General features: G+C 65.4%; 19 protein-coding genes and 1 other RNA gene. 9 read left to right on the top strand and 11 right to left on the bottom strand.

The window, feature by feature from the left end; translation table 11 throughout:
• Nucleotides 1-71: 71 nt before the first annotated feature.
• Nucleotides 72-1,139 carry an acyltransferase family protein gene (locus AC0L3A_RS24130; protein ID WP_473255329.1) on the bottom strand — a complete coding sequence of 356 codons (1,068 nt, stop codon included), beginning with the start codon at nucleotides 1,137-1,139 and terminating at the stop codon, nucleotides 72-74.
• Between the two features lie 193 nt (nucleotides 1,140-1,332).
• Between AC0L3A_RS24130 and AC0L3A_RS24125 the strand changes: the two genes are divergently transcribed.
• The 4 genes from AC0L3A_RS24125 (at nucleotide 1,333) to AC0L3A_RS24110 (ending at nucleotide 7,726) form a co-directional block, all read left to right on the top strand.
• Entirely contained in the window at nucleotides 1,333-2,649 is a 1,317-nt protein-coding gene (locus tag AC0L3A_RS24125; RefSeq protein WP_473255328.1) for a UDP-glucose dehydrogenase family protein, read from the top strand.
• A 143-nt stretch (nucleotides 2,650-2,792) separates the two neighbouring features.
• Nucleotides 2,793-5,270: an ATP-dependent helicase HrpB gene (gene hrpB / locus AC0L3A_RS24120; protein WP_473255349.1), complete on the top strand. Its 2,478-nt coding sequence runs from the start codon at nucleotides 2,793-2,795 to the stop codon at nucleotides 5,268-5,270.
• A 257-nt stretch (nucleotides 5,271-5,527) separates the two neighbouring features.
• Complete coding sequence (locus tag AC0L3A_RS24115) at nucleotides 5,528-6,037, top strand: TIGR02281 family clan AA aspartic protease (protein ID WP_219682997.1); 510 nt, start codon at nucleotides 5,528-5,530, stop codon at nucleotides 6,035-6,037.
• Between the two features lie 189 nt (nucleotides 6,038-6,226).
• Nucleotides 6,227-7,726, top strand: coding sequence for a phosphomannomutase/phosphoglucomutase (locus AC0L3A_RS24110; protein WP_354162476.1), 1,500 nt, complete (start codon nucleotides 6,227-6,229; stop codon nucleotides 7,724-7,726).
• A gap of 144 nt (nucleotides 7,727-7,870) precedes the next feature.
• On the opposite strand, the gene AC0L3A_RS24105 is transcribed toward AC0L3A_RS24110, so the two are convergent.
• The 9 genes from AC0L3A_RS24105 to AC0L3A_RS24065 all read right to left on the bottom strand — a co-directional run bounded on the left by AC0L3A_RS24105 (nucleotide 7,871) and on the right by AC0L3A_RS24065 (nucleotide 15,462).
• Nucleotides 7,871-8,380, bottom strand: coding sequence for an Lrp/AsnC family transcriptional regulator (locus AC0L3A_RS24105; protein ID WP_354126968.1), 510 nt, complete (start codon nucleotides 8,378-8,380; stop codon nucleotides 7,871-7,873).
• Between the two features lie 67 nt (nucleotides 8,381-8,447).
• A complete protein-coding gene (locus tag AC0L3A_RS24100; RefSeq protein ID WP_473255327.1) occupies nucleotides 8,448-9,401 on the bottom strand; it encodes a sugar kinase in 954 nt (317 codons plus the stop codon).
• 8 nt (nucleotides 9,402-9,409) lie between these two features.
• On the bottom strand, nucleotides 9,410-10,348 hold the full coding sequence (nudC, locus tag AC0L3A_RS24095; protein WP_007597712.1) for an NAD(+) diphosphatase: 939 nt from the start codon (nucleotides 10,346-10,348) through the stop codon (nucleotides 9,410-9,412).
• Between the two features lie 11 nt (nucleotides 10,349-10,359).
• Nucleotides 10,360-10,779, bottom strand: coding sequence for an HIT domain-containing protein (locus AC0L3A_RS24090; protein ID WP_007597711.1), 420 nt, complete (start codon nucleotides 10,777-10,779; stop codon nucleotides 10,360-10,362).
• Between the two features lie 278 nt (nucleotides 10,780-11,057).
• On the bottom strand, nucleotides 11,058-12,185 hold the full coding sequence (locus tag AC0L3A_RS24085; RefSeq protein WP_473255326.1) for a muconate cycloisomerase family protein: 1,128 nt from the start codon (nucleotides 12,183-12,185) through the stop codon (nucleotides 11,058-11,060).
• Nucleotides 12,182-12,937, bottom strand: coding sequence for an SDR family NAD(P)-dependent oxidoreductase (locus AC0L3A_RS24080; protein WP_007597709.1), 756 nt, complete (start codon nucleotides 12,935-12,937; stop codon nucleotides 12,182-12,184). Before AC0L3A_RS24080 ends, AC0L3A_RS24085 begins: the two co-directional genes overlap by 4 nt.
• Nucleotides 12,937-13,734, bottom strand: a complete 798-nt coding sequence (locus tag AC0L3A_RS24075) for an amino acid ABC transporter ATP-binding protein (protein WP_354126964.1) — start codon at nucleotides 13,732-13,734, stop codon at nucleotides 12,937-12,939. The genes AC0L3A_RS24080 and AC0L3A_RS24075 overlap by 1 nt, the downstream gene beginning before the upstream one ends.
• Nucleotides 13,731-14,393, bottom strand: coding sequence for an amino acid ABC transporter permease (locus AC0L3A_RS24070; protein ID WP_354126963.1), 663 nt, complete (start codon nucleotides 14,391-14,393; stop codon nucleotides 13,731-13,733). Before AC0L3A_RS24070 ends, AC0L3A_RS24075 begins: the two co-directional genes overlap by 4 nt.
• Before the next feature lie 223 nt (nucleotides 14,394-14,616).
• Nucleotides 14,617-15,462 carry a transporter substrate-binding domain-containing protein gene (locus AC0L3A_RS24065; RefSeq protein ID WP_035993754.1) on the bottom strand — a complete coding sequence of 282 codons (846 nt, stop codon included), beginning with the start codon at nucleotides 15,460-15,462 and terminating at the stop codon, nucleotides 14,617-14,619.
• A 193-nt stretch (nucleotides 15,463-15,655) separates the two neighbouring features.
• On the opposite strand from AC0L3A_RS24065, the gene ffs reads away from it, so the two are divergent.
• The 5 genes from ffs to AC0L3A_RS24040 all read left to right on the top strand — a co-directional run bounded on the left by ffs (nucleotide 15,656) and on the right by AC0L3A_RS24040 (nucleotide 19,086).
• An RNA gene (gene ffs, locus AC0L3A_RS24060) (signal recognition particle sRNA small type) lies at nucleotides 15,656-15,752 on the top strand.
• A 94-nt stretch (nucleotides 15,753-15,846) separates the two neighbouring features.
• Complete coding sequence (locus AC0L3A_RS24055) at nucleotides 15,847-17,664, top strand: DNA polymerase III subunit gamma/tau (RefSeq protein ID WP_007597705.1); 1,818 nt, start codon at nucleotides 15,847-15,849, stop codon at nucleotides 17,662-17,664.
• Nucleotides 17,665-17,688: 24 nt separating this feature from the next.
• Nucleotides 17,689-18,018 (top strand): YbaB/EbfC family nucleoid-associated protein, encoded by a 330-nt coding sequence (locus AC0L3A_RS24050; RefSeq protein ID WP_007597704.1) that lies wholly within the window; start codon nucleotides 17,689-17,691, stop codon nucleotides 18,016-18,018.
• A 1-nt stretch (nucleotide 18,019) separates the two neighbouring features.
• The gene (gene recR, locus AC0L3A_RS24045) at nucleotides 18,020-18,622 is read left to right on the top strand and encodes a recombination mediator RecR (RefSeq protein WP_007604678.1); all 603 of its coding nucleotides are present in this window, start codon (nucleotides 18,020-18,022) and stop codon (nucleotides 18,620-18,622) included.
• 26 nt (nucleotides 18,623-18,648) lie between these two features.
• Nucleotides 18,649-19,086, top strand: a complete 438-nt coding sequence (locus AC0L3A_RS24040; RefSeq protein ID WP_354126962.1) for a hypothetical protein — start codon at nucleotides 18,649-18,651, stop codon at nucleotides 19,084-19,086.
• Nucleotides 19,087-19,216: 130 nt separating this feature from the next.
• Here AC0L3A_RS24040 and AC0L3A_RS24035 read toward each other — a convergent pair whose 3' ends face one another.
• A complete protein-coding gene (locus tag AC0L3A_RS24035; RefSeq protein ID WP_354126961.1) occupies nucleotides 19,217-20,581 on the bottom strand; it encodes an AmpG family muropeptide MFS transporter in 1,365 nt (454 codons plus the stop codon).
• Nucleotides 20,582-20,757: the final 176 nt, after the last annotated feature.

Below are 20,757 nucleotides of genomic sequence, written 5' to 3'. Positions count from 1 at the left end.
CGGCTTATCCGTATACGACTGCTGCCTCTGGAATACTGGATCCCCGCCTTCGCGGGGATGACAACAGAGCATCACTCCGCCGCCTGCAATCGCGCCTCTGTCTTCTTCGGCGCGATGCAGAACGCATCGGGCCGCTCGAACAGGAAATTGCCGCCAAGCCGCAGAGCGATCTGCCAGATTGCGAGCGAGCCGATCACGCCGGCGATGGTCACGATCAGCGACACCGCACCGATGTCGGGAATGATGCCCGTGCGCAATAGCAGCGTCCGTGTCGCCGCCATCGGCAGGAAGAAGGCGAGATAGATCACGATCGAATGCTCGCCGCAGAAGCGGAAGACATTCAGCCATTGCACGCGTGCAAGCAGCGTGCCCATCGTGATGATGGCGCAGGCCCCGGCGAAGCCGAGCACGAGCGATACGATTTTCCATTCGCTGGCCCCGAGCGCAACGAGGCCGGCATTGACCAGCGCCCATGTCGCGAGCGCTGCCAGCGCCCATGCGGGATGATTGCGCGCGCGGTCCGACAGCGCGAACACGTAGGGCGCGAACAGATAGCCCGAATAGAAATAGACGAAACGCGCGCAGAACTCGTCGATCGCGGTCCAGCCCGTTGCGACCCGCGCCGTCTCCAGTGCGGCCGCGATGAGCCAGATCGCGGGCGGCGGGACTCGTCGTGTCAGTTTTGTGACGACGAAGAAGATCGGCAGGAGGTAGATGAACCATAGCGTGCCGAACGGCTCGACGAAGGATTCCAGATACAGCAAGCCGGCGTCGCGCCAGCTCGTTTCCGCCGCGAATGCGGGGGCCTTGAAGCCGAACTGGATTGTCACCCAGACGACATAGAAATAGGCGAAATGCACCACCTTGCGGTCGAGATAGGTTCGCCAGTCCCGGTCGATCACCAGTGGCAGGAACAGGCCCGAAATCAGGAAGAAATCCGGCATCCGGAATGGCTTCGCGAAGGCCACCAAAACATGCATGAAACCGGTCTCACCGGCAGCAAGCTCGACCCCGAGCACCGAATGCATCATCACGACCATGACGATGCAGATGCCTTTGGCGTAATCGACCCAATCGACACGCGCAGCAGCCGGGGCCTTGAGTCCCCCGCTCGCGGCGATTGTGCCTGATGGTGCCATGGTGTCTCTTTTTGAGGCGTGTTCCGCCAGGATCTGCGTGAACGCGGGGCAGTTTGCCGCCTTGCGGCTTACGATTTCTTTACCGGTACAAGTGCTGTGCCGTTTTTTGTACGCGGGCTGTTCCCTCACCCCGGGAAAATGCTAAACCGCCTTGGAATAGGGGTTTTGTTAACCAAGCCAAACAGGGTTTTTCATGCGCATTGCTATGATCGGCACGGGCTATGTGGGACTGGTGTCCGGGGCCTGCTTTGCGGATTTCGGTCACGACGTCATCTGCGTCGACAAGGACGAGAAGAAGATCGCGGCCCTTCATCGCGGCGAGATCCCGATCTACGAGCCCGGGCTTGACGAACTGGTCGCGACGAATGTGAAGGCCAAGCGGCTGGAGTTCACCACCGATTTGTCCAAGCCGGTCGCGGATGCCGATGCTGTCTTCATCGCGGTCGGCACGCCGTCGCGCCGCGGTGACGGCCACGCCGATCTGTCCTACGTTTATGCCGCCGCGAAAGAGATCGCGCAGTCGCTGTCCGGCTTCACCGTCGTCGTGACCAAATCGACCGTCCCGGTCGGCACCGGCGACGAGGTCGAGCGCATCATCCGCGAGACCAATCCCAAGGCCGACGTGGTCGTCGCCTCGAATCCCGAATTCCTGCGCGAGGGCGCGGCGATCCGCGACTTCAAATTCCCCGACCGCATCGTCGTCGGCACCGCCAACGAGCGCGGCCGCAAGGTGATGAGCGACATCTATCGGCCGCTGTCGCTGAATCAGGCGCCGCTGATGTTCACGGAACGCCGCACCGCCGAGATGATCAAATACGCCGCCAACGCGTTCCTCGCGACCAAGATCACCTTCATCAACGAGATCGCGGACCTCTCCGAAAAGGTCGGCGCCAACGTGCAGGAGGTCGCGCGCGGCATTGGCCTGGACAACCGCATCGGTACCAAATTCCTGCATGCCGGTCCCGGCTTCGGCGGCTCGTGCTTCCCGAAGGACACCAAGGCGCTGATCAAGATCGCGCAGGACTACGATGTGTCCTTGCGCATCGTCGAATCCGTGCTGGCGGTCAACGAGAACCGCAAGCGCGCGATGGCGCGAAAAGTGAGCCAGGCGCTCGGCGGCTCGCTGCGCGGCAAGACCATCGCCGTGCTCGGCCTCACCTTCAAGCCCGACACCGACGACATGCGCGATGCGCCGTCGATCCCGCTGGTGACCGGCCTGATCGACATGGGCGCGAAGGTGAAGGCCTTCGATCCCGTCGGGATGGAGCAGGCGAAGAGCGAGCTGCCCAGCATCACCTATTGCGAGGACGCCTATTCCTGCGCGGAAGGCGCCGATGCGATCGTGATCGTCACCGAATGGGTGCAGTTCCGGGCGCTCGACCTCGACCGGCTGAAGGCGACCATGGCCCAGCCCGTCATCGTCGATCTGCGCAACATCTACCGCCCCGAGGAGATGGCTGCGGCCGGTTTCGTCTATGAGAGCATTGGACGACCGCCGGTGCAGGGCTGATAGCCACATATGATTGTCATACCCCGCGAAGGCGGGGTATCCAGCAATCCGCGATCTTCGTAATAGCCGGGATCCGAGTTTACTGGATCACCCGCACCGGTGCGCAAGTGCGCACAAGGCGGGTGATGACGGAAGCGAGATATTTGCCCCGCAGTTTCGACACGCCCCTCCCGATCGATGCCGTGCTCGACGACCTCTCGCGCACGCTGGAGGCGCATAATGCCGCCGTGCTGGTGGCGCCCCCGGGCGCCGGCAAGACAACGCGCGTGCCCCTGGCGCTGCTCGATGCCCCCTGGGCCAAAGGCAAGAAGATCATCGTGCTGGAGCCGCGGCGCATCGCGGCGCGCGCCAGCGCCGACCGCATGGCCAAATCGCTCGGCGAGCGCGCTGGGGAGACTGTCGGCTATCGCGTCCGCTTCGGCTCGAAGATCTCGCGCGCGACCCGCATCGAGGTGGTGACGGAGGGCATCTTTACCCGCCAGATCCTCGACGATCCCGAGCTGTCGGGCATCGCCGCCGTCCTGTTCGACGAATTCCACGAGCGCTCGCTCGATGCCGACATGGGCCTCGCGCTGGCGCGCGATGCGCAAACCGGCCTGCGTGAGGATTTACGCATCCTCGTGATGTCGGCAACGCTCGATGGCGCCCGCGTGGCAAGATTGCTCGGCGAAGCGCCCGTCGTCGAAAGCGAGGGCCGCGCCTTTCCGGTCGAGACGCGCTATCTCGGCCGCAAGGCGGACGCGCCGGTGGAGCGGCAGATGGCGGATGCGATCGCCTCGGCGCTGCGGGCCGATGCCGGCTCGGTGCTGGCGTTCCTGCCGGGCGCCGCCGAAATCCGCCGCACCCAGAACCTCCTCGCCGAGCGCGTGCAGGACGCTTCGATCGAAATCGTGCCGCTGTTCGGCGCACTCGACGCCGCCGTGCAGGATCGGGCTATCTCGCCGGCGCCCAAGGGCACGCGCAAGGTGGTGCTGGCGACCTCGATCGCGGAGACCTCGCTCACCATCGAGGGCGTGCGCATCGTGGTCGATTCCGGTCTCGCCCGCGTGCCGCGCTACGAGCCCGACATCGGCCTGACCCGGCTCGAGACCGTGCGCGTCTCGCGCGCGGCGGCTGACCAGCGCCGCGGCCGCGCCGGCCGGACCGAGCCCGGTGTCTGCTACCGGCTCTGGGACGAACCTCAGACGGCCTCGCTCGCGCCCTACACCCAGCCCGAGATACTCAGCGCCGATCTGTCCTCGCTGGTACTCGATCTCGCGCAATGGGGCGTGTCCGATCCCGCCGCGTTATCTTTTCTCGACCCGCCGCCGCAGCCGGCCTGGAAGGAAGCAAAAAGCCTGCTCTGCGAGCTCAACGCGCTCGATGCCGATGGCCGCATCACGGCGGAGGGCAAGAGCCTGCGTGCGCTGGCGCTGCCGCCGCGGCTCGCGCGCATGATCGTGGATTCGCATCGTGCCGGCGAGGGCGAGGCCGCCGCCGAGATCGCCGCCATCATCACCGAGCGCGGGCTCGGCGGCGACAGCGTCGATCTCGAGCACCGGCGCGATCAGTTCCGCCGCGACCGCTCCCCGCGTACCGCAAGCGCGCGCGACCTCGCCCGGCGCTGGGCCTCGCAGGTGGCGGCGTCGGAGAAGGCGGCGACCGGAGAAGGGGGTCTCTCGACCGGCCTGATGCTCGCCTACGCCTTCCCGGATCGCGTCGCGCGCAACCGCGGCAATGGCAGCTTCGTGCTCGCCAACGGCCGGGGCGCTGCCGTGGATCAAACCTCCTCGCTCGCCCGTGCACCCTATATCGCGATCGGCGAAATGACCGGCACGGCGGCGAGCGGGCGCATTCTGCTCGCCGCGCAAATCACCCAGGACGAGATCGAGCAGCATTTCGCCGAGCACATCGAATCCGTCGAGGAGATATCGTTCGATCGCGGCGCGATGGCGTTGCGGGCGCGGCGCAAGCGCGCGCTGCACGCGATCACGCTCTCCGAGGCGACGCTTGCCGTCTCGCCCTCGGAGGACACTGCGCGCATCTTCGCGGACGGGCTGATCGCCGCCGGCCTCGACCGGCTGCCCTGGTCGAAGGCAGCCAAACAATGGCGCGATCGCGTGATGTTTTTGCGCAAGGCCGAGGGCGACAGCTGGCCTGATCTCTCGGACGACGGATTGATCGCGCGGCGCGACGATTGGCTGGTGCCGGCGCTCTACGACAAGATCGCGCTGAAGGATATGTCCGCCGGCGAACTCTCCGACGCGCTGATGACATTGTTGCCGTGGGAGATGCGCGCGCGGCTCGACCGCGAGGCGCCGACGCATTTCGAGGCGCCGACCGGCAGCGTGCTCGCGATCGACTATGAAGCCGAGCAGGGGCCGACCATCGCGGTGCGGCTCCAGGAATTGTTCGGCCTCAACACTCATCCGTCGATCGCCGCCGGCAAGGTGCCGCTGGTGCTGGAGCTGCTGTCGCCGGCGCAGCGCCCAGTGCAGGTGACACGCGATCTCCCCGGTTTCTGGCGCGGCAGCTACAGCGCCGTGCGCTCCGATTTGCGCGGCCGCTACCCGCGCCATCCCTGGCCGGAAGATCCGGCGAATGCGCTGCCGACCCGGCGGGTCAAGCCGCGCGGCACGTGAGGCGCAAGAAGACCCTCATGGTGAGGAGCGCGGAACGCGCGTCTCGAACCATGTAGGCCCGCCTTTCACCCGCGGCCATCCTTCGAGACGCCCGCTTCGCGGGCTCCTCAGGATGAGGATATGCCGTATCTGCGACACCGGCGCATTAACCGTCCGCTCATCCTTTTCGTCAAAATAGCACAGCTCTGGCCGCAGCGTCGCTCGCGGACAGGCCTGCCGCGTGGTGAAATCGAGCCTTCCGGCTCGGAACTGGTGTGATGCGTAACATAATGATTTTCGCGGCGATCATGATCGGCCTCGGCACCTTCATGGCGCAGATGGCGGACAGGATGAGCTCCGCCTCGGCGACGTCGGTGCCGCGCACGGTAGCAGTCGCGTCCATCGCGCCGGCCGGCGGCCGCAGCCTCAACATCCCTCGCGACGGCCGCGGCCACTTCCAGACTGAAGGCCGGATCGAAGGCCAGCGCATCGGCTTCATGGTCGACACCGGCGCCTCCGTGGTTGCGCTGAACGAGACCTCGGCCGCCCGCTTCGGCCTGCGCCCCTCGCGCAGCGATTACAACGCCACCGTCTCCACCGCCAACGGCACCATCAAGGCCGCGCGCACCCGCATCGCCATGCTCGATATCGGCGGCCTAATCGTGCGCGATGTCGATGCCATGGTGCTGCCCGACGAGGCGCTGTCCGAGAACCTGCTCGGCCTCTCCTTCCTCTCCCGCCTCAGGCGTTTTGAGTACGCCAACGGTCAGATGGTGCTGGAGCAGTAAGGGTCTCCCAAAGGCTCCAGCGACCGCATATTTCAAGAAAATCTCTATTCCGACCGCTCTCGCGGTTAGATTTTCCCGTTACCAAACTGCCGCAATTATCATCCATAAGCTGCCATTCCCGCCTTCCGCTGCAGCCCGGCATTCGCTAAGGCTGCATCAAATCTGGCTCTTTTTCACGAGACCGTCTCAATGTTCCCCAAGCCGAAATCCGTGTTGCTGCCCAACACCTATGCCTTCGAATCCGAGCCGATGGTGAAGGCCACGGGCTTTCGCGAATACGACGCGCGCTGGCTGTTCCAGAAGGAAATCAACCTGATGGGAATCCAGGCGCTCGGCATGGGGTTGGGCGCGCTGATCGCGGAGCTCGGCGTCAGTCAGGAGATCGTCACCGGTCATGATTTCCGCGGCTATTCGGCCTCGATCAAATATGCGCTGATCTCCGGCCTGATGGCGGCAGGCTGCAAGGTGCACGACATCGGGCTCGCGGTGACGCCGATGGCCTATTTCGCGCAGTTCGACCTCGACGTGCCCTGCTGCGCCATGGTCACGGCCTCGCACAACGACAATGGCTGGACCGGCGTGAAGATGGGCGCCAACCGCCCGCTGACCTTCGGCCCCGACGAGATGACGCGGCTGAAGGAGATCGTGCTGGGCGCCGAGTTCAAGAACAAGGCCGGCGGCTCCTATCAATTCCACGAGAATTATCCGGCGCGCTACATCGCCGATCTCACCAGCCGTCCGAAGCTCAAGCGCAAGCTCAAGGTCGTCGCGGCCTGCGGCAATGGCACCGCCGGCGCGTTCGCGCCGCAGGTGCTGGAGGCGATCGGCTGCGAGGTGATCCCGCTCGACACCGAGCTCGACCACACCTTCCCGAAATACAATCCGAACCCCGAAGACATGGAGATGCTGCATGCGATCCGCGACGCGGTGCTGCAGCACAAGGCCGATGTGGGCCTCGGCTTCGACGGCGACGGCGATCGCTGCGGCGTGGTCGACAACACCGGCGAGGAGATCTTTGCCGACAAGGTCGGCGTGATGCTGGCGCGCGACATGTCCGCGATCCACAAGGACGCGCAGTTCATCGTCGACGTGAAGTCGACCGGCCTGTTCATCACCGATCCGGTGTTGCAGAAGCAGGGTGCAAAAACCACCTATTGGAAGACCGGCCATTCCTACATGAAGCGCCGCACCCATGAGACGGGTGCGCTCGCCGGCTTCGAGAAGTCCGGCCACTTCTTCTTCAACAAGCCGTATGGACGCGGCTATGACGACGGTCTCGTGTCGGCGCTCGCGATCTGCGACATGCTCGATCGTGCCCCCGGCAAGTCGATGGCCGATCTCAAGAACGCGCTGCCGAAGACCTGGTCGTCGCCGACGATGTCGCCGCATTGCGGCGACGAGGTGAAGTACGGCGTCATCGACAAGGTGGTGAAGCACTTCGAGGGCTTGCAGACGAAGGGCGCCAAGATCGGCGGCCAGTCGATCCGCGATCTCGTCACCGTCAACGGCGTTCGCGTCACGGTCGAGGACGGCAGCTGGGGCCTGGTGCGTGCCTCCTCCAACAAGCCCGAACTCGTCGTCGTGGTCGAGAGCCCGGTCTCCGAGCAGCGCATGCACGACATGTTCGAGATGGTGAACAGCGTGCTGCGCACCCATCCCGAAGTCGGCGAGTACAATCAGAAGATTTGAGGTGCGAGGCTAGCCTCACTTGCTGTCATGCCCCGGCTTGACCGGGGCATCCAGTACGCCGCGGCTCATCCGTACCCCATCGTCGTCTCTGGAATACTGGATCGCCCGGTCAAGCCGGCGATGACAGTTTGCGTGTGGTGAGCCTTAACCCGCCACCACAGCCGGGATCGGCAGCGCGGTGACTGACTTGATCTTCTCCATCGCGAAGCGCGAGGTGACGTTCTTCAGCGGCACGGCGCTGATCAGCTTCTTGTAGAACACGTCATAGGCCTGCATGTCGGCGACGACGACGCGCAGCATGTAGTCGACGTCGCCGGCCATGCGATAGAACTCCATCACCTCGGGCATGGCGCTGACGGCTTCGGCGAACTTCTTGAGCCAAGCGTCGGAATGGTCGGAGCTCTCGACCGACACGAACACCGAGATGCCGAGCCCGATCTTGTTCTGGTCGACCAGCGCCACCCGCTTGGTGATCACGCCGTCGGCCTCCAGGCGCTGGATGCGCTTCCAGCAGGGGGTCGAGGACAGGCCGACGCGGTCGCCGATCTCGGCGACGGAGAGGGAGGCATCGTCCTGCAGCACCATCAGAATCTTGCGGTCAATGGCGTCGAGGCGGCGGCTGGTCTCGGGGAGCGGGACGGCGAGATCGGTCATTTGAAGAACTTTGTTCCATATCAATGGTCGTTTTTCCTGATATAGAGAAAATCCTTCTATAGCAAGTCTATAATCTCGGCATCCGTCCGAGCGTCGTCCCGCGCGGCATGTTCAAAAGCTCTTCAACTTCAACGCGTTGCGGAGCGGCCAGGCCGCCGCCGTGACGGGTGCATTTCAGCGCCGCGGCGGCCGCGGCGAATTGCAGCGCCTGCCGCACGCCGCCGCCTTCGGCAAGGCGAAGCGTGAAGGCGCCATGGAAGACGTCGCCGGCGCCGAGCGTATCGACGGCCTGAACCGGAAACGCCGGCGTCTGCTCCAGTTCGCCGCTCTCGTTCAGCCAGATCGTGCCACGCGGGCCGCGGGTGGCAGCGAGGAAGGCGGGCGTGAGTCCGGCCAGGCGCTGCAACGCCTCGCCGTCGTCAGGGATGCCGGCTGTCTCCTGTACCTGTTCGCTGGCGAACAGCAGGTGCGAGGCGGCCGTGAGCAGTCCGTCCTGCAACGATATCGCGCGGTCGACGCCGACGATGACGGCAATGCCGCGCCGGCGTGCCTCAGTGCAGAGATCCGTGCAGAACGATGCGCAGCGGCTCTCGACGAGGACCGCCTGACAATCGGCGAGCAGCTTGTCGGCGTCGGGCAGCTCGACTGTCCACAGCGCCGGATCGCGATAGATCGTGAGCGTTCGCTCGCCCGTCGCATCAATGATGATGGCAGAGACGGGCGTGGTCGCATCAGGTATGCGCACGATATGGCTTGTGTCGATATTTTCGGATCTCATGCGCTCGAGAATGAAGCCGCTCGACGTCTCCTGCGCATCGCCCATGGGGCCCGCGAAGGAGACGCGGCCGCCGAGCCGCGCGATGGCGATCGCGGCATTGAGCGCGTTGCCGCCGCAGATCTCCGCGAGATGGCTGGCGTTCGCCTTGCTGCCGCGCGCGGGCACGGCCTCGACCCGAAAGGTCAGGTCGCGCACGGGAATGCCGATGCAGAGGATGCGCGGCGCGATCACAGAGTGCGCCATCGGCGGTCTCAGCTCTTGTCGTGCACCCAGCGGCCGAGCAAGTGATGGGCGATGGCGAACGGGTGCGGACCGGCGAGCCCGTCGGGATGGGTCCGCGTCAGCATCAGGGCGGCCTCCTCGCGCGTGAACCAGCGCGCATCTTCCAGCTCGGAATGATCGACGACGATGTCCTCGCTCACGGCCCGCGCGCTGCAGCCGATCATGAGCGACGACGGATAGGGCCAGGGCTGGGTCATGTAATACTGCACGTCGGTGCAGCGGATTCCGGATTCTTCGAAGATCTCGCGGCGTACCGCGTCCTCGATGGTTTCGGCGGCCTCGACGAAGCCGGCGAGGCACGAATACATGCCGGGCGGAAACTGTTTCTGGCGGCCGAGCAGGCACCTTTCGCCGGAGGCGACGTGCATGATCACGACGGGATCGGTGCGCGGGAAATGCTCGGCCTTGCAGCTCGGGCACTCCCGCTTCCAGCCGCCTTCCTTCATCGCGCTGCGCGTGCCGCAATTGGCGCAATAACCATGGCGCTGATGCCAGCTCACCATCGACTTCGCCATCGCGATCGCCGACAGCTCCTGCGGCGGCACCGCGCCCTGCATCGCCATGCCGCGCAGCTCACTGAGCGCGTAGTCCTCGCGCCCGATCAGCTTCTCGGACGCGGCCTGCGAGAGGCCCATGCCGAACATCGCGGCGCCGTCGCGCAAGCCTAAGAAGATCGTGCCGGGATTGGCGCCGCATTTCAGCGCCTCGTCGATTCCGAGCAGTGCGCGCACCTTGTCGCCTTCGCGCTTCACCAGCAGCGAGTCGCGGTAGACCACATAGGCGCGCGAGGTCGGCTTCTGCTCCATCGCGAACAGCTTTTCGTCGTCGCGGCGCAGATGCGCGGCGCGGTCGAGAATGTTGGTGACGAAGGCCGGCTGCCCCAGCGGAAACGAGTCGAATGCTGACATCTATTGTTCTTTCAACCCAACCAGATCTTGCGGCGAAGCGCGCTGATGAAACTCTGCACCTCGGTGGCGTCGTGCGCCAAGGGCTGCATCACGCCCCAGACCGGCCGCGGCCAGGCGGCGTCACTGGTGCGGCGCGCGATGATGTGGACGTGAAGCTGGGGCACGAGGTTGCCCAGTGCCGCGATGTTGAGCTTGTCGCATTGGGTGATCTCCTTCAGCGCGCGCGAGACGCGGGAGATCTCGGTCATCAATTGCGCCTGCTGCACCTCGTCGAGGTCGATGATCTCGACCGTATCCGCGCGCCGCGGCACCAGCAGCAGCCAGGGATAATGCGCGTCCTTGATGACCAATACCTTGGACAGCGGCAAATCGCCGATGTCGATGGTATCCTCTTTCAGGCGGGAGTGCAGCGACCAGGCGGGTTCGGGCATGAAGATTTCCGGATGGCCCGACGGGAATCGGGCATGGCGGGGCGGAACCCCTGAATATTTGCTCCGACCATACGACAGCGATTCCGATAGGGGAAGGATGGCGCTCCGCAGGGGCCGCATACGCGATCGTCGTCCTGGACAAGCGCAGCGCAGATCCAGGACCCATTACCACAGGATTGGGCTTGGCGAAGATTCGGGGTTTACCGACTTCGTGCCACAAACTTCTCCTTGGGGTAATGGGTCCTGGCTTTCGCCAGGACGACGGTGGGGGCGTGCTTTTACGCCTCCGCCAGCACCCGCGCATTGGCGCGGACCGAGGCTTCGCTGACGCGGATGCCGAGGCCCGGGCCGTCGGGCACCACGACGTGGCCGCCGCGATTGGCGACGCGCTCTTCCAGCACGTCCTCGGTCAGTACATGGTGCGGCATGTAGAATTCGCAACCGAGCGAGATTCCCGGCGTCGCCGCGATCAGCTGCGTGCCCGCGGCGAGCCCGATGCCGCCCTCCCACAGTGTGCCGCCATAGCCGGGCAGGCCGGCGATGTCGGCGATCGCCATGATCGCCTGCGCCTCGAACAGGCCGCCGGCCTTCATCAGCTTGATCGAGACGGCATCAGCCGCCTCGCGGCGCACCACCTCCATCATGTCGCGGCGGTCGAAACAGCTTTCGTCGGCGAGCACGGGCGTCTCCAGCGCCGCGGTCAGCTGCTCCATCACGTCGAGATATTTGCGCGGCACCGGCTGCTCGATGAAGGTCGGCGCAAACTGCTCGACGTCGCGCAGGATCTTGATCGCGCCGAATGGCGCTAAGGCCTGGTTGTAATCGACGCGAAGATCGACCTTGTCGCCGAATTCTTTCCGGATCGCCGCAAGATGATCGAGATCCTCGCGATGCGACTTCACGCCGGTCTTGACCTTGTAGATGACGTTCCCGTCCGGAAACATCTTCCGCATGCGTTCGAGATCGGCAGTGAAATCCGGATCGGCGATGGAGAACGACAGCGGGATCGTGTCCCGCACGCGGCCGCCGAGCAGGTCAGCGACCGAAAGTCCCGAGGACTTGCCGACGATGTCGAGCAGCGCCATTTCGATCGCGACCTTGGCTTCGGCATGTCCGACCAAGGCACGATCGAGCTCGGCCATCAGCGCGCGGATGCGACGCACCGACTTGCCCATCACGATCGGCCGCAAATAGATGTCGAGCGCGGAGAAGGCTGCTTCCGGCGTTCCCGTGAACACTTCCCACGGTGCCGCCTCGCCCCAGCCGATCACGCCGTCGCTCGACGTCAGTTCGAGCAGCACGCGTTTCACCGTGCCCTTGACGTTGCCAACGCCCTGGAGGCGCGCCATCTTGATCGGGCTCTCGATCAGGAACAGCCTGAGACGTGCGACGGTCGCTTCGGTCATGTCAGGCCTCCATTGACGTGCCAGACCTGGCCGGTGACGTAGGATGCTTTCGGGGAGGCCAGAAAGGCGATGATCTCGGCCACTTCCTCCGGCCGCCCGCGGCGGTTCATCGGGATCAGTGCTTCGGTCGCCGCGATCTGCTCGGGTGACAGCCGGCTTTCGCTGGGCTTGTCCTTGATGATCAGGCCCGGCGCGACGGCGTTGACGGTGATGCCCTCCCCGGCGAGCTCGACTGCGGTGAGGCGCACCAGCGCTTCGAGCGCGGAGCGGCTCGCGGCCGTCGCTGCAAAGGGTGCGAACTCCGGCCGGATCGCGTGCGCCACGAACGACGACACTGCCACGATCCGCGCATCTCGTCCCGCACGCAGCAGCGGGAGCGCGGCGTCCACCAACCGCGTGAACGCCAGCGCCGATTCATCCATCGCCTTGCGGAACTGATCCGCCGGCGTACCGATGGCGCTGCCGCGGCGGGCATGGCCGCCGACCAGGATCAATCCGTCGAGCCGGCCGAAGGCGCTTTGCGTAGCGGCGAGGGCGTCGGTGACCGCGGCCTCCTCGGCGAGATCGCCGAGGCATTTTGCGACGATCGCACCTTGCGCTTCGGCTTCCGCGGCCGTGACGTCGAGACCCTCTGCGTTCGAGCGCGTGTGGAGCAGCAGCGCCGTGCCGGGCGTTGCGAGCAGTCTTGCGGTGGCGCGGCCGATGCCGCTGGCGGCGCCGGTGACGAGATAGACGCGGTTGATATCGGACATCACGATGCCGTTGTGGCCGGCGGCAATGCGCCGGTGCGGTGGAAATGGCTAAGGAAGGCGCGGGTCGCAGCTTCTCTTGGATTGTCGATCACCTGCCGCGCCGGGCCTTCCTCGATCACGACGCCGTCGCGCATGAAGATCAGACGGTCGGCGACTTCGCGGGCAAAGGCGATCTCGTGGGTCACGATCACCATGGTCATGCCCTCCGACGCCAGCTGCTGGATCACGGCGAGCACCTCGCCGACAAGCTCGGGATCGAGTGCGGAGGTGGCTTCGTCGAACAGCATCACGTCCGGCTCCATGGCAAGCGCCCGGGCAATCGCGACGCGCTGCTTCTGTCCGCCGGAGAGCGTTGCCGGATATTGGTCGGCCTTCTCTGCAAGGCCCACCTTGACGAGTTGCGCTCGTGCGAGTTTCTCGGCGTCCGCCCTGGCCATGCGCCGCACCGTGACCGGTCCCTCCATCACATTCTGGAGCGTCGTCATGTGCGGGAACAGGTTGAAATGCTGGAACACCATGCCGGTGGTGGCGCGGAATCCTGCCAGCGTCTTCACGTCGGGCAGCTTTGTGCCTTGTCCGAACGAAAAGCTCGTGTCGCCAACGCGGACGCTACCGCCGTCGGGCGTCACCAGGAGGTTGATGCAGCGGAGCAGCGTCGATTTGCCGGAGCCGGACGGGCCGATCAGCGCGACGACGCCGCCCTTGGGGACATCGAGGCTGATGTTCTTCAGGACTTCGTTGCTGCCAAAGCTCTTGCGCAGCGCCCGGATCTCGATCTTGGAAGAGGTGTCGCTCATTCGCCGACCGCCAGTCGCTTCTCGCCGCGCCGGACCATGATGGTGAGGGGAATCAGGATCGCCGCATAGGCAACCGCGACGGCGGTGTAGGTCTCCAGCGGACGGTAGCTGTCATGGGCGGCGACCTGGCTCTGATAGACCAGGTCGGGCACCGCCAGCACCGAGACCAGCGAGGTGTTCTTGAACTGGATGATCGACTGGTTCATCAGCGCCGGGATCATGCGCTTGATCGCCTGCGGCAGCACGATGCGCCGCATGCTCTGGCCTGGGGTCATGCCGAGCGCGGCGCCGGCTTCGGACTGGCCGCGATCGATCGAGATGATGCCGCCGCGGATGATCTCCGAATAGAACGAACCGCCATAGAGCGAGAGCGCCAGCGCCGAGGCCGTGATCGGCGTCATCTCGACGCCGGCCAGGATCGGCAGCGCGTAATAGAACCAGATCAGCTGCACCAGGATCGGCGTGCAGCGGAACGCCTCGATGAAGGTGAGCGCGAGAAGGCGCACCGCGCGAAAGCGCGACAGGGTCCCGAACGCGCCGAACAGGCCGAAGACGAGGCCGAGCACAACGATGACCAACGTGAAGCCAACGGTGACGCCGAGCCCGTTGAGAAAGAGCCAGCGATAGCTCCAGAGGATGCCGAAATCCCACTGATACATATTATCTTGGACCTCAGTCGCGCGCGAATTGAAGACAGTCGAGCCGCATGCTCGGTGCACCTCTCCCGCTTGCGGGAGAGGTCGGCGCGAAGCGACGGGTGAGGGTTCTATCCTCTTGGGGAGTCTCCCTAGAGGAGACACCCTCTCCCCAACCCTCTCCCGCAAGCGGGAGAGGGGGAGCACAGGCGCTCGGGGATCCAGCCCGATCCAAATTCAGCATACCTTACAACGACACGCCCGGCGGGATGTCCGCCTCGGTCACGCCCACCAGCTCCATATTGGTGATGATCGCGTTGCGGATGAAGCCGAGGCCCTTGTTGAAGTCGATCCAGGTGTTGACGTAGTCGCGCCAGGTCTTGTCGGTCTCGCGGCGGAAGCCGGCGTTCGACGTCGTCGCAAAGATCGGCGTCGGCAGCACGAACTGGCCGAGCGAGGGGTTCTTCTTCAATACCGTCAGCGACAGCATGGTGATCAGGCACTGCGCGTCGACGCGGCCGGTCTGCAGCGCGGCGGTGGCGTCATCGGCAGTCTTCAGCCGCGAGATCTGCGCCTTAGGCGTCAGGCGGCTGACGACCTGGTCGTGCGACGAGCCCTGGTCGACCGCGATCTTGACGTCGGGCGAGTTCAGCTCGGCCCAGCTCTTCGGCTTGAAGTCCTTCTTGCAGAGGATACCGAAGGCGTTGTTGAAGACCGGCACCGAGAAGTCGACCACCAGCGCACGCTTCGGAGTCGGGTTGAGGCCGAAGAAGATGTCGATCTTGTTGGACTGCAGGTCGAGCACCGAATTGCCCCAGGTGGTCTCGGTGATCTCGAGCTCGGCCTCCATGTCCTCGGCAAGCGCCTTGGCGATGTCGACGTAAAATCCCTTCCACTGGCCCGTCGAAAGATCCTTCATGTAATAGGGCGCGCCGCCGCCGACCGCGCCGATGCGCATCTTCTTGGTGCGGCGGATGCGGGCGAAGGTCGATTCATTGGAATCGGCGGTCTGCGCCACGGCCGGGGAGGCCAGCGTCGCCGCAGCCATCGCGCCAAGTCCGACAATCGATGCAACATCACGACGTGTAACCATTGGGATCAATCGCTTTTCTGTTGGAAGGGGTTCCGGCAGCGTTCTTACCAAGGCGCCTCCGGCAGTGAAAGCACAGCCTATCGGCTAGGCAGACCGGGAATTGCCCGGATGCTGGGCAAGCCACCACGAAGCCCAGCCTGTTCAAGCCGATACCCGCTTGCTTTCCGGTCCTTTTGGCCCCAAATAGGGACCGGGAGATTGGCGGTGGACGAGCCACTCGCCAACCGGGTCAGGTCCGGAAGGAAGCAGCCCTAACGAGGTCCGGATCGGGTCGCTCGTCAGTCTCCTACCTGTTTTTCCGAGCGAATTGCGCCGGCGGCTCGGGCCGCCAGCGCGCTCCTTTCCGCAAAGCCGGCCGAAAGACACTTCATTGCGGATCGACCGATGACCGACGCTGGCGCCCCTCCCAACCCTCACAGCGCCGGCCAGGCCAGCACGCCCTACCGGGTGCTGGCGCGGAAATACCGTCCTTCAAGCTTCGACGATCTGATCGGCCAGGAGGCCGTGGTCCGCACCGTCTCCAATGCGTTCGAGACCGGCCGCATTCCGCAGGCCTGGATTCTCACCGGCGTCCGCGGGGTCGGCAAGACCACCACCGCGCGCATCCTTGCCCGTGCGCTCAACTACGAGATGCCGGATGGCTCGGTGAAGGGCCCGACGGTCCAGATGCCGACGCTCGGCGTGCATTGTCAGGCGATCATGGAAAGCCGGCACATGGACGTGCTGGAGATGGACGCGGCCTCGCATACCGGCGTCGACGACGTTCGTCAGATCAATGACAGCGTCCGCTACGCGCCGGCCAGCGCCCGCTACAAGGTCTACATCATCGACGAAGTCCACATGCTGTCGACAGCGGCGTTCAACGCCTTCCTGAAGACGCTGGAGGAACCGCCGGAGCACGCCAAATTCGTGTTCGCCACGACGGAGATCCGCAAGGTTCCGGTGACCGTGCTGTCGCGCTGCCAGCGTTTTGACCTGCGCCGCGTCGAGGCCGACGTGCTGATGAAGCATCTCGCCAACATCGCGGCCAAGGAAAACGTCGAGATCGAGCCTGAAGCGCTCGGCATCATCGCGCGCGCCGCGGAAGGCTCGGTGCGCGATTCGCTCTCGCTGCTCGATCAGGCGATCGCGCATGCGGCGGGCACCGTGAAGGCCGATGCCGTCAGGCAGATGCTGGGGCTCGCCGACCGCACCCGTGTCATCGATCTTTTCGATTCTCTGGCGCGTGGCGACATCGCATCCGCGTTCAGGGAGTTCCGCGACCAATACGACGTCGGCGCCGATCCGATCGTCGTGCTCTCGGATCTCGCCGAATTCGTCAATTTCGTCACCCGCGTGAAGATCGTGCCGGCGACCGCCGACAACGTCGCCTATGGCGAGACCGAGCGTGTGCGCGCACGGGATTTCGCCTCGAAGATCTCGATGCGCGTGCTGTCGCGGATGTGGCAGATGCTGCTCAAGGGCATCACCGAGGTGCAGGCCGCGACGCGGCCCGCGGCTGCCGCCGAGATGGTGCTGGTGCGCATCGCCTATGTCGCCGACCTGCCGACGCCGGACGAAGCGATCAAGATGCTGGAGCAGAACGGCGGCGGTTCGCCGGTCGTGAGCGGCGGCGGTGCCACGCGCAGCGCGCCGGCCGGGCCGGTGGCGTCCGCGGCTCCAGTTCGCATTCCGACATCGTCGCCGTCCTCCTTCGGCGGCGGTGGTGCCCGTCCGCAGATGGCAACGCCCGCGCCGGATCCGCAAGCTGCCGCGCCCGTGTTGCGCGTCACGAGCTTCACCCAGCTCGTTGCGCTGGCCGGGCAGAAGCGCGACCTCCTGACCAAGGGCGCGCTCGAAGGCGACATGCGCCTCGTCCGTTTCGAGGAAGGCCGGCTGGAAGTCGCGCTCGAGCCCAACGCCTCCAAGACCATGATTTCCGATCTCGCGCGCAAATTCGAGCTCTGGACCGGACGCCGCTGGACCGTGATCGTCTCCAACGAGCCGGGCCAGCCCACGCTGCGCTCGGTGAACCAGGCGGCCAAGCAGGAACATGCGCGCACCGCCGAGGCCGATCCGCGCGTGCGCGAGGTGCTGTCGCGTTTTCCGGGTGCGAAGGTCGTCGAGGTCCGCAGGCTTGCCCCCGAGGCGCCGGAATCCGATATTAATGCCGACTATGGCAGTGACGATCCGCCCGACGGTTCCGACGGCGACGATCTCTAGAGCCGATTTTCAAGGACAGCACCGATGGTCGATATATTCGGCATGATGAAGCAGGCGCAGCAGCTGCAATCCAAGATGCAGGAGATGCAGGATCAGCTCGCCAACGTCGAGGTCGAGGGCATCTCCGGCGGCGGTCTCGTCGCTGTGCGCATGACCGCGAAGATGGACGTCAAGGGCGTCAAGATCGATCCTTCGCTGATGAAGGCGGAAGAGCGCGAAGTGCTCGAGGATCTGCTCGTCACCGCGTTCGGCGAGGCCCGCCGCAAGGCGGAAGCCGCTATGCAGGAGAAGATGCAGTCGCTCACCGGCGGGCTCGGCCTGCCGCCGGGGCTGTCGGGGCTGTTCGGCCAGTAGGATGGGCGCTGTTGCGGGTCCTGAAATCGAGCGGCTGGTCCAGCTTCTCGCGCGGCTGCCGGGCCTCGGCCCGCGCTCGGCGCGGCGCGCCGCGCTGCATCTGATCAAGAAGCGCGAAGCGCTGATGATGCCGCTGTCCTCGGCCATGCAGGTCGCGCTCGAGAAGGTCCAGGTCTGCAAGACCTGCGGCAACATCGACACGCAAAGTCCCTGTACGGTCTGCACCGATCCGAGGCGCGATCCCTCGATCATCGTCGTCGTCGCCGACGTTGCCGATCTCTGGGCGCTGGAGCGGGCCAATGCCACTCAAGGGCGCTATCACGTGCTGGGCGCGACATTGTCGCCGCTCGACGGCGTCGGTCCGCAGGACCTCACCATCGAAGCGCTGGTGGCGCGCGCGCATGAGGCGCAGGTGCACGAGGTCATCCTGGCGCTGAATGCCACGGTCGACGGCCAGACCACGGCCCATTACATCACCGACCTGCTTCAGGACGCCAACGTAAAAGTAACCCGGCTCGCCCATGGTGTGCCGGTCGGCGGCGAGCTTGATTATCTCGATGAAGGCACGCTATCGGCCGCGATGCGGCAGCGTACCCTGTTCTAGCCATCCAGACTCACGGAACGGACGACATGACGAAACTTTTCGCCACACGATGGGCTTTGGTCGCGACGATGGCGATGCTGGCGACGCCGGCCATCTCCGCGCAGCAGGACGATGGGGCTCCGCCGCCGTCGAAGCCCGGCAAGCCGATCAATGCCGGCGAGGTGCTGTCGGGCGAGCTGAACACGATGAAAGTGCGCGACGTCAAGAACGTCGGCAAGCGGGTTGCGATGTACCAGATCACCTCCGAGCCGCGCCGGCTGCCGCCGCCGAACGGGCTGTGCAACCTCGAGACCGGCCCCGAAACCTTCCAGCTCGTTCCCAGCGGCGACGCCCAGGCCGCGCAGTTGAAGACGTTCGCCGGCAAGGAGATCTCGGTCAAGGTCGACGAGATCGCCTGCGCCAGCGATCCCGGCCAGATGAGCGAGGCCGTGATCACGAAGTGGAGTTTGATCAAGAAGCAGTAGCGGGGTGGGCGCGCTACCCTCTCCGTTCGTCATTGCGAGGAGCTCTTGCGACGAAGCAATCCAGATCGTGTCCGCGGCGGCAGTCTGGATTGCTTCGCTTCGCTCGCAATGACGAGGAGAGAGGGCAGTGTCAAACCCTGACCGGCCCCAACGCATCGAAATGCCCGCGCTTCTGCAGCCAGGCCAGCAGCACCAGGCTCGGGATCGCCACCAGCATGCAGATCACGAAGAACAGCGGCCAGCCGGTGGTATCAGCCACGAAGCCGGCGCCTGACGAGAGATAGGTCCGCCCCACCGCGGCAAGCGCGGTGAGCAGCGCATATTGCGTCGCCGTGTGCAGCGGGTTCTGGCAGAGCGCCGAGAGATAGGCGACGAAGATCACCGTGCCGATGGCGCTGGTGAAGTTCTCACAAGTGATGGCGAAGGCGAGCGCCCATTGGCTGGTGCCGACGAAGGCGAGCCAGGAGAAGGAGAGGTTCGCGAGCGCCTGCACCACGCCGCCGATCCAGAGGCTGCTCGCGAGCGAATAGCGCCGGGCGACGAAGCCGCCGGCAAAGCCGCCGATCAGCGTCGCAGCGAGGCCCACACCCTTCACGATCGCGGCATAGTCGTTGCGGGAGAAGCCGAGGTCGATCACGAACGGCGCGGTCATCGTGCCGGAGAAGGCGTCGGTGAACTTGAACAGCACGACGAAGGCGAGTGCCGCAAGCGCGTCCTTGCGCGTCAGGAATTCCGAGAAGGCGCCGATCGCCGCGTGCAGCACGCGCGCGAACGCGGTTTGCGTCTGCGTCGCAGCTTCCGCCCGCACCGACTGCTCGGGTTCGGTCGCGATCAGCGCCGTGATCGTCCCGATCAGCACCATCGCCGCCATCACCACATAACCCCACATCCAGGCGGATGTGCGGGTGATGCCGGTGCTCTCGAAGCCCGACACAATGAACAGCGCGCCGGCGGTCGAGACCAGCATGCCGATGCGATAGGCCGCGACATAGGATGCCATGCCGGCGGCCTGCTCGCTTTCCGGCAGGCTCTCGACGCGGAAGGCATCGACCACGATGTCCTGCGTCGACGAGGCCGTCGCCACCAGCAATGCGCCGAGCGCGACATAGAACGGCGAGCGCGCGGGATCGGTCAGCGCCAGCAGCAGGATCGCGACGATCAGCAGCAATTGCGAGAACAGCAGCCAACCGCGTCGTCGCCCGAGCGCACGCGTGAACAGTGGCACATGCATCGCATCGACCAGCGGCGCCCACAGGAATTTCAGCGTGTAGGGCGTGCCGACCAGCGCAAACAGCCCGATGGTCTTGAGATCGACGCCCGACTCCCGCATCCACACCAACAGCGTCGAGCCCGACAGCGCCAGCGGCAGCCCGGACGAGAAGCCGAGGAACAGCACGATCAGCACCCGCCGTTGCAGGTAAACGGCAAGGCTGTCACGCCAGGAGGTGGGGGTCGTATCGGGCCTGGCGGGGGAGGTCGCGTCGGGTGCGGTCATGGGGTGGTGTTAGCAGATTCTGGCCGCCACAAGTGAGGTGTCGCTCCTGCCGGCCAAAGAGGAGGTGTCGTGGGGGGGGGGGGGGGGGGGGGGCCCGGGGGGCGGGGGGGGGGGGGGGGGGGGGGGGGGGGGGGGGGGGGGGTGTAGGGGCGCGGGGGGGGGGGGGGGGGGTTTTT

The organism is Bradyrhizobium sp. MI1.3, from assembly GCF_055811695.1.
This window is presented reverse-complemented; position numbering and strand designations above follow the sequence as displayed.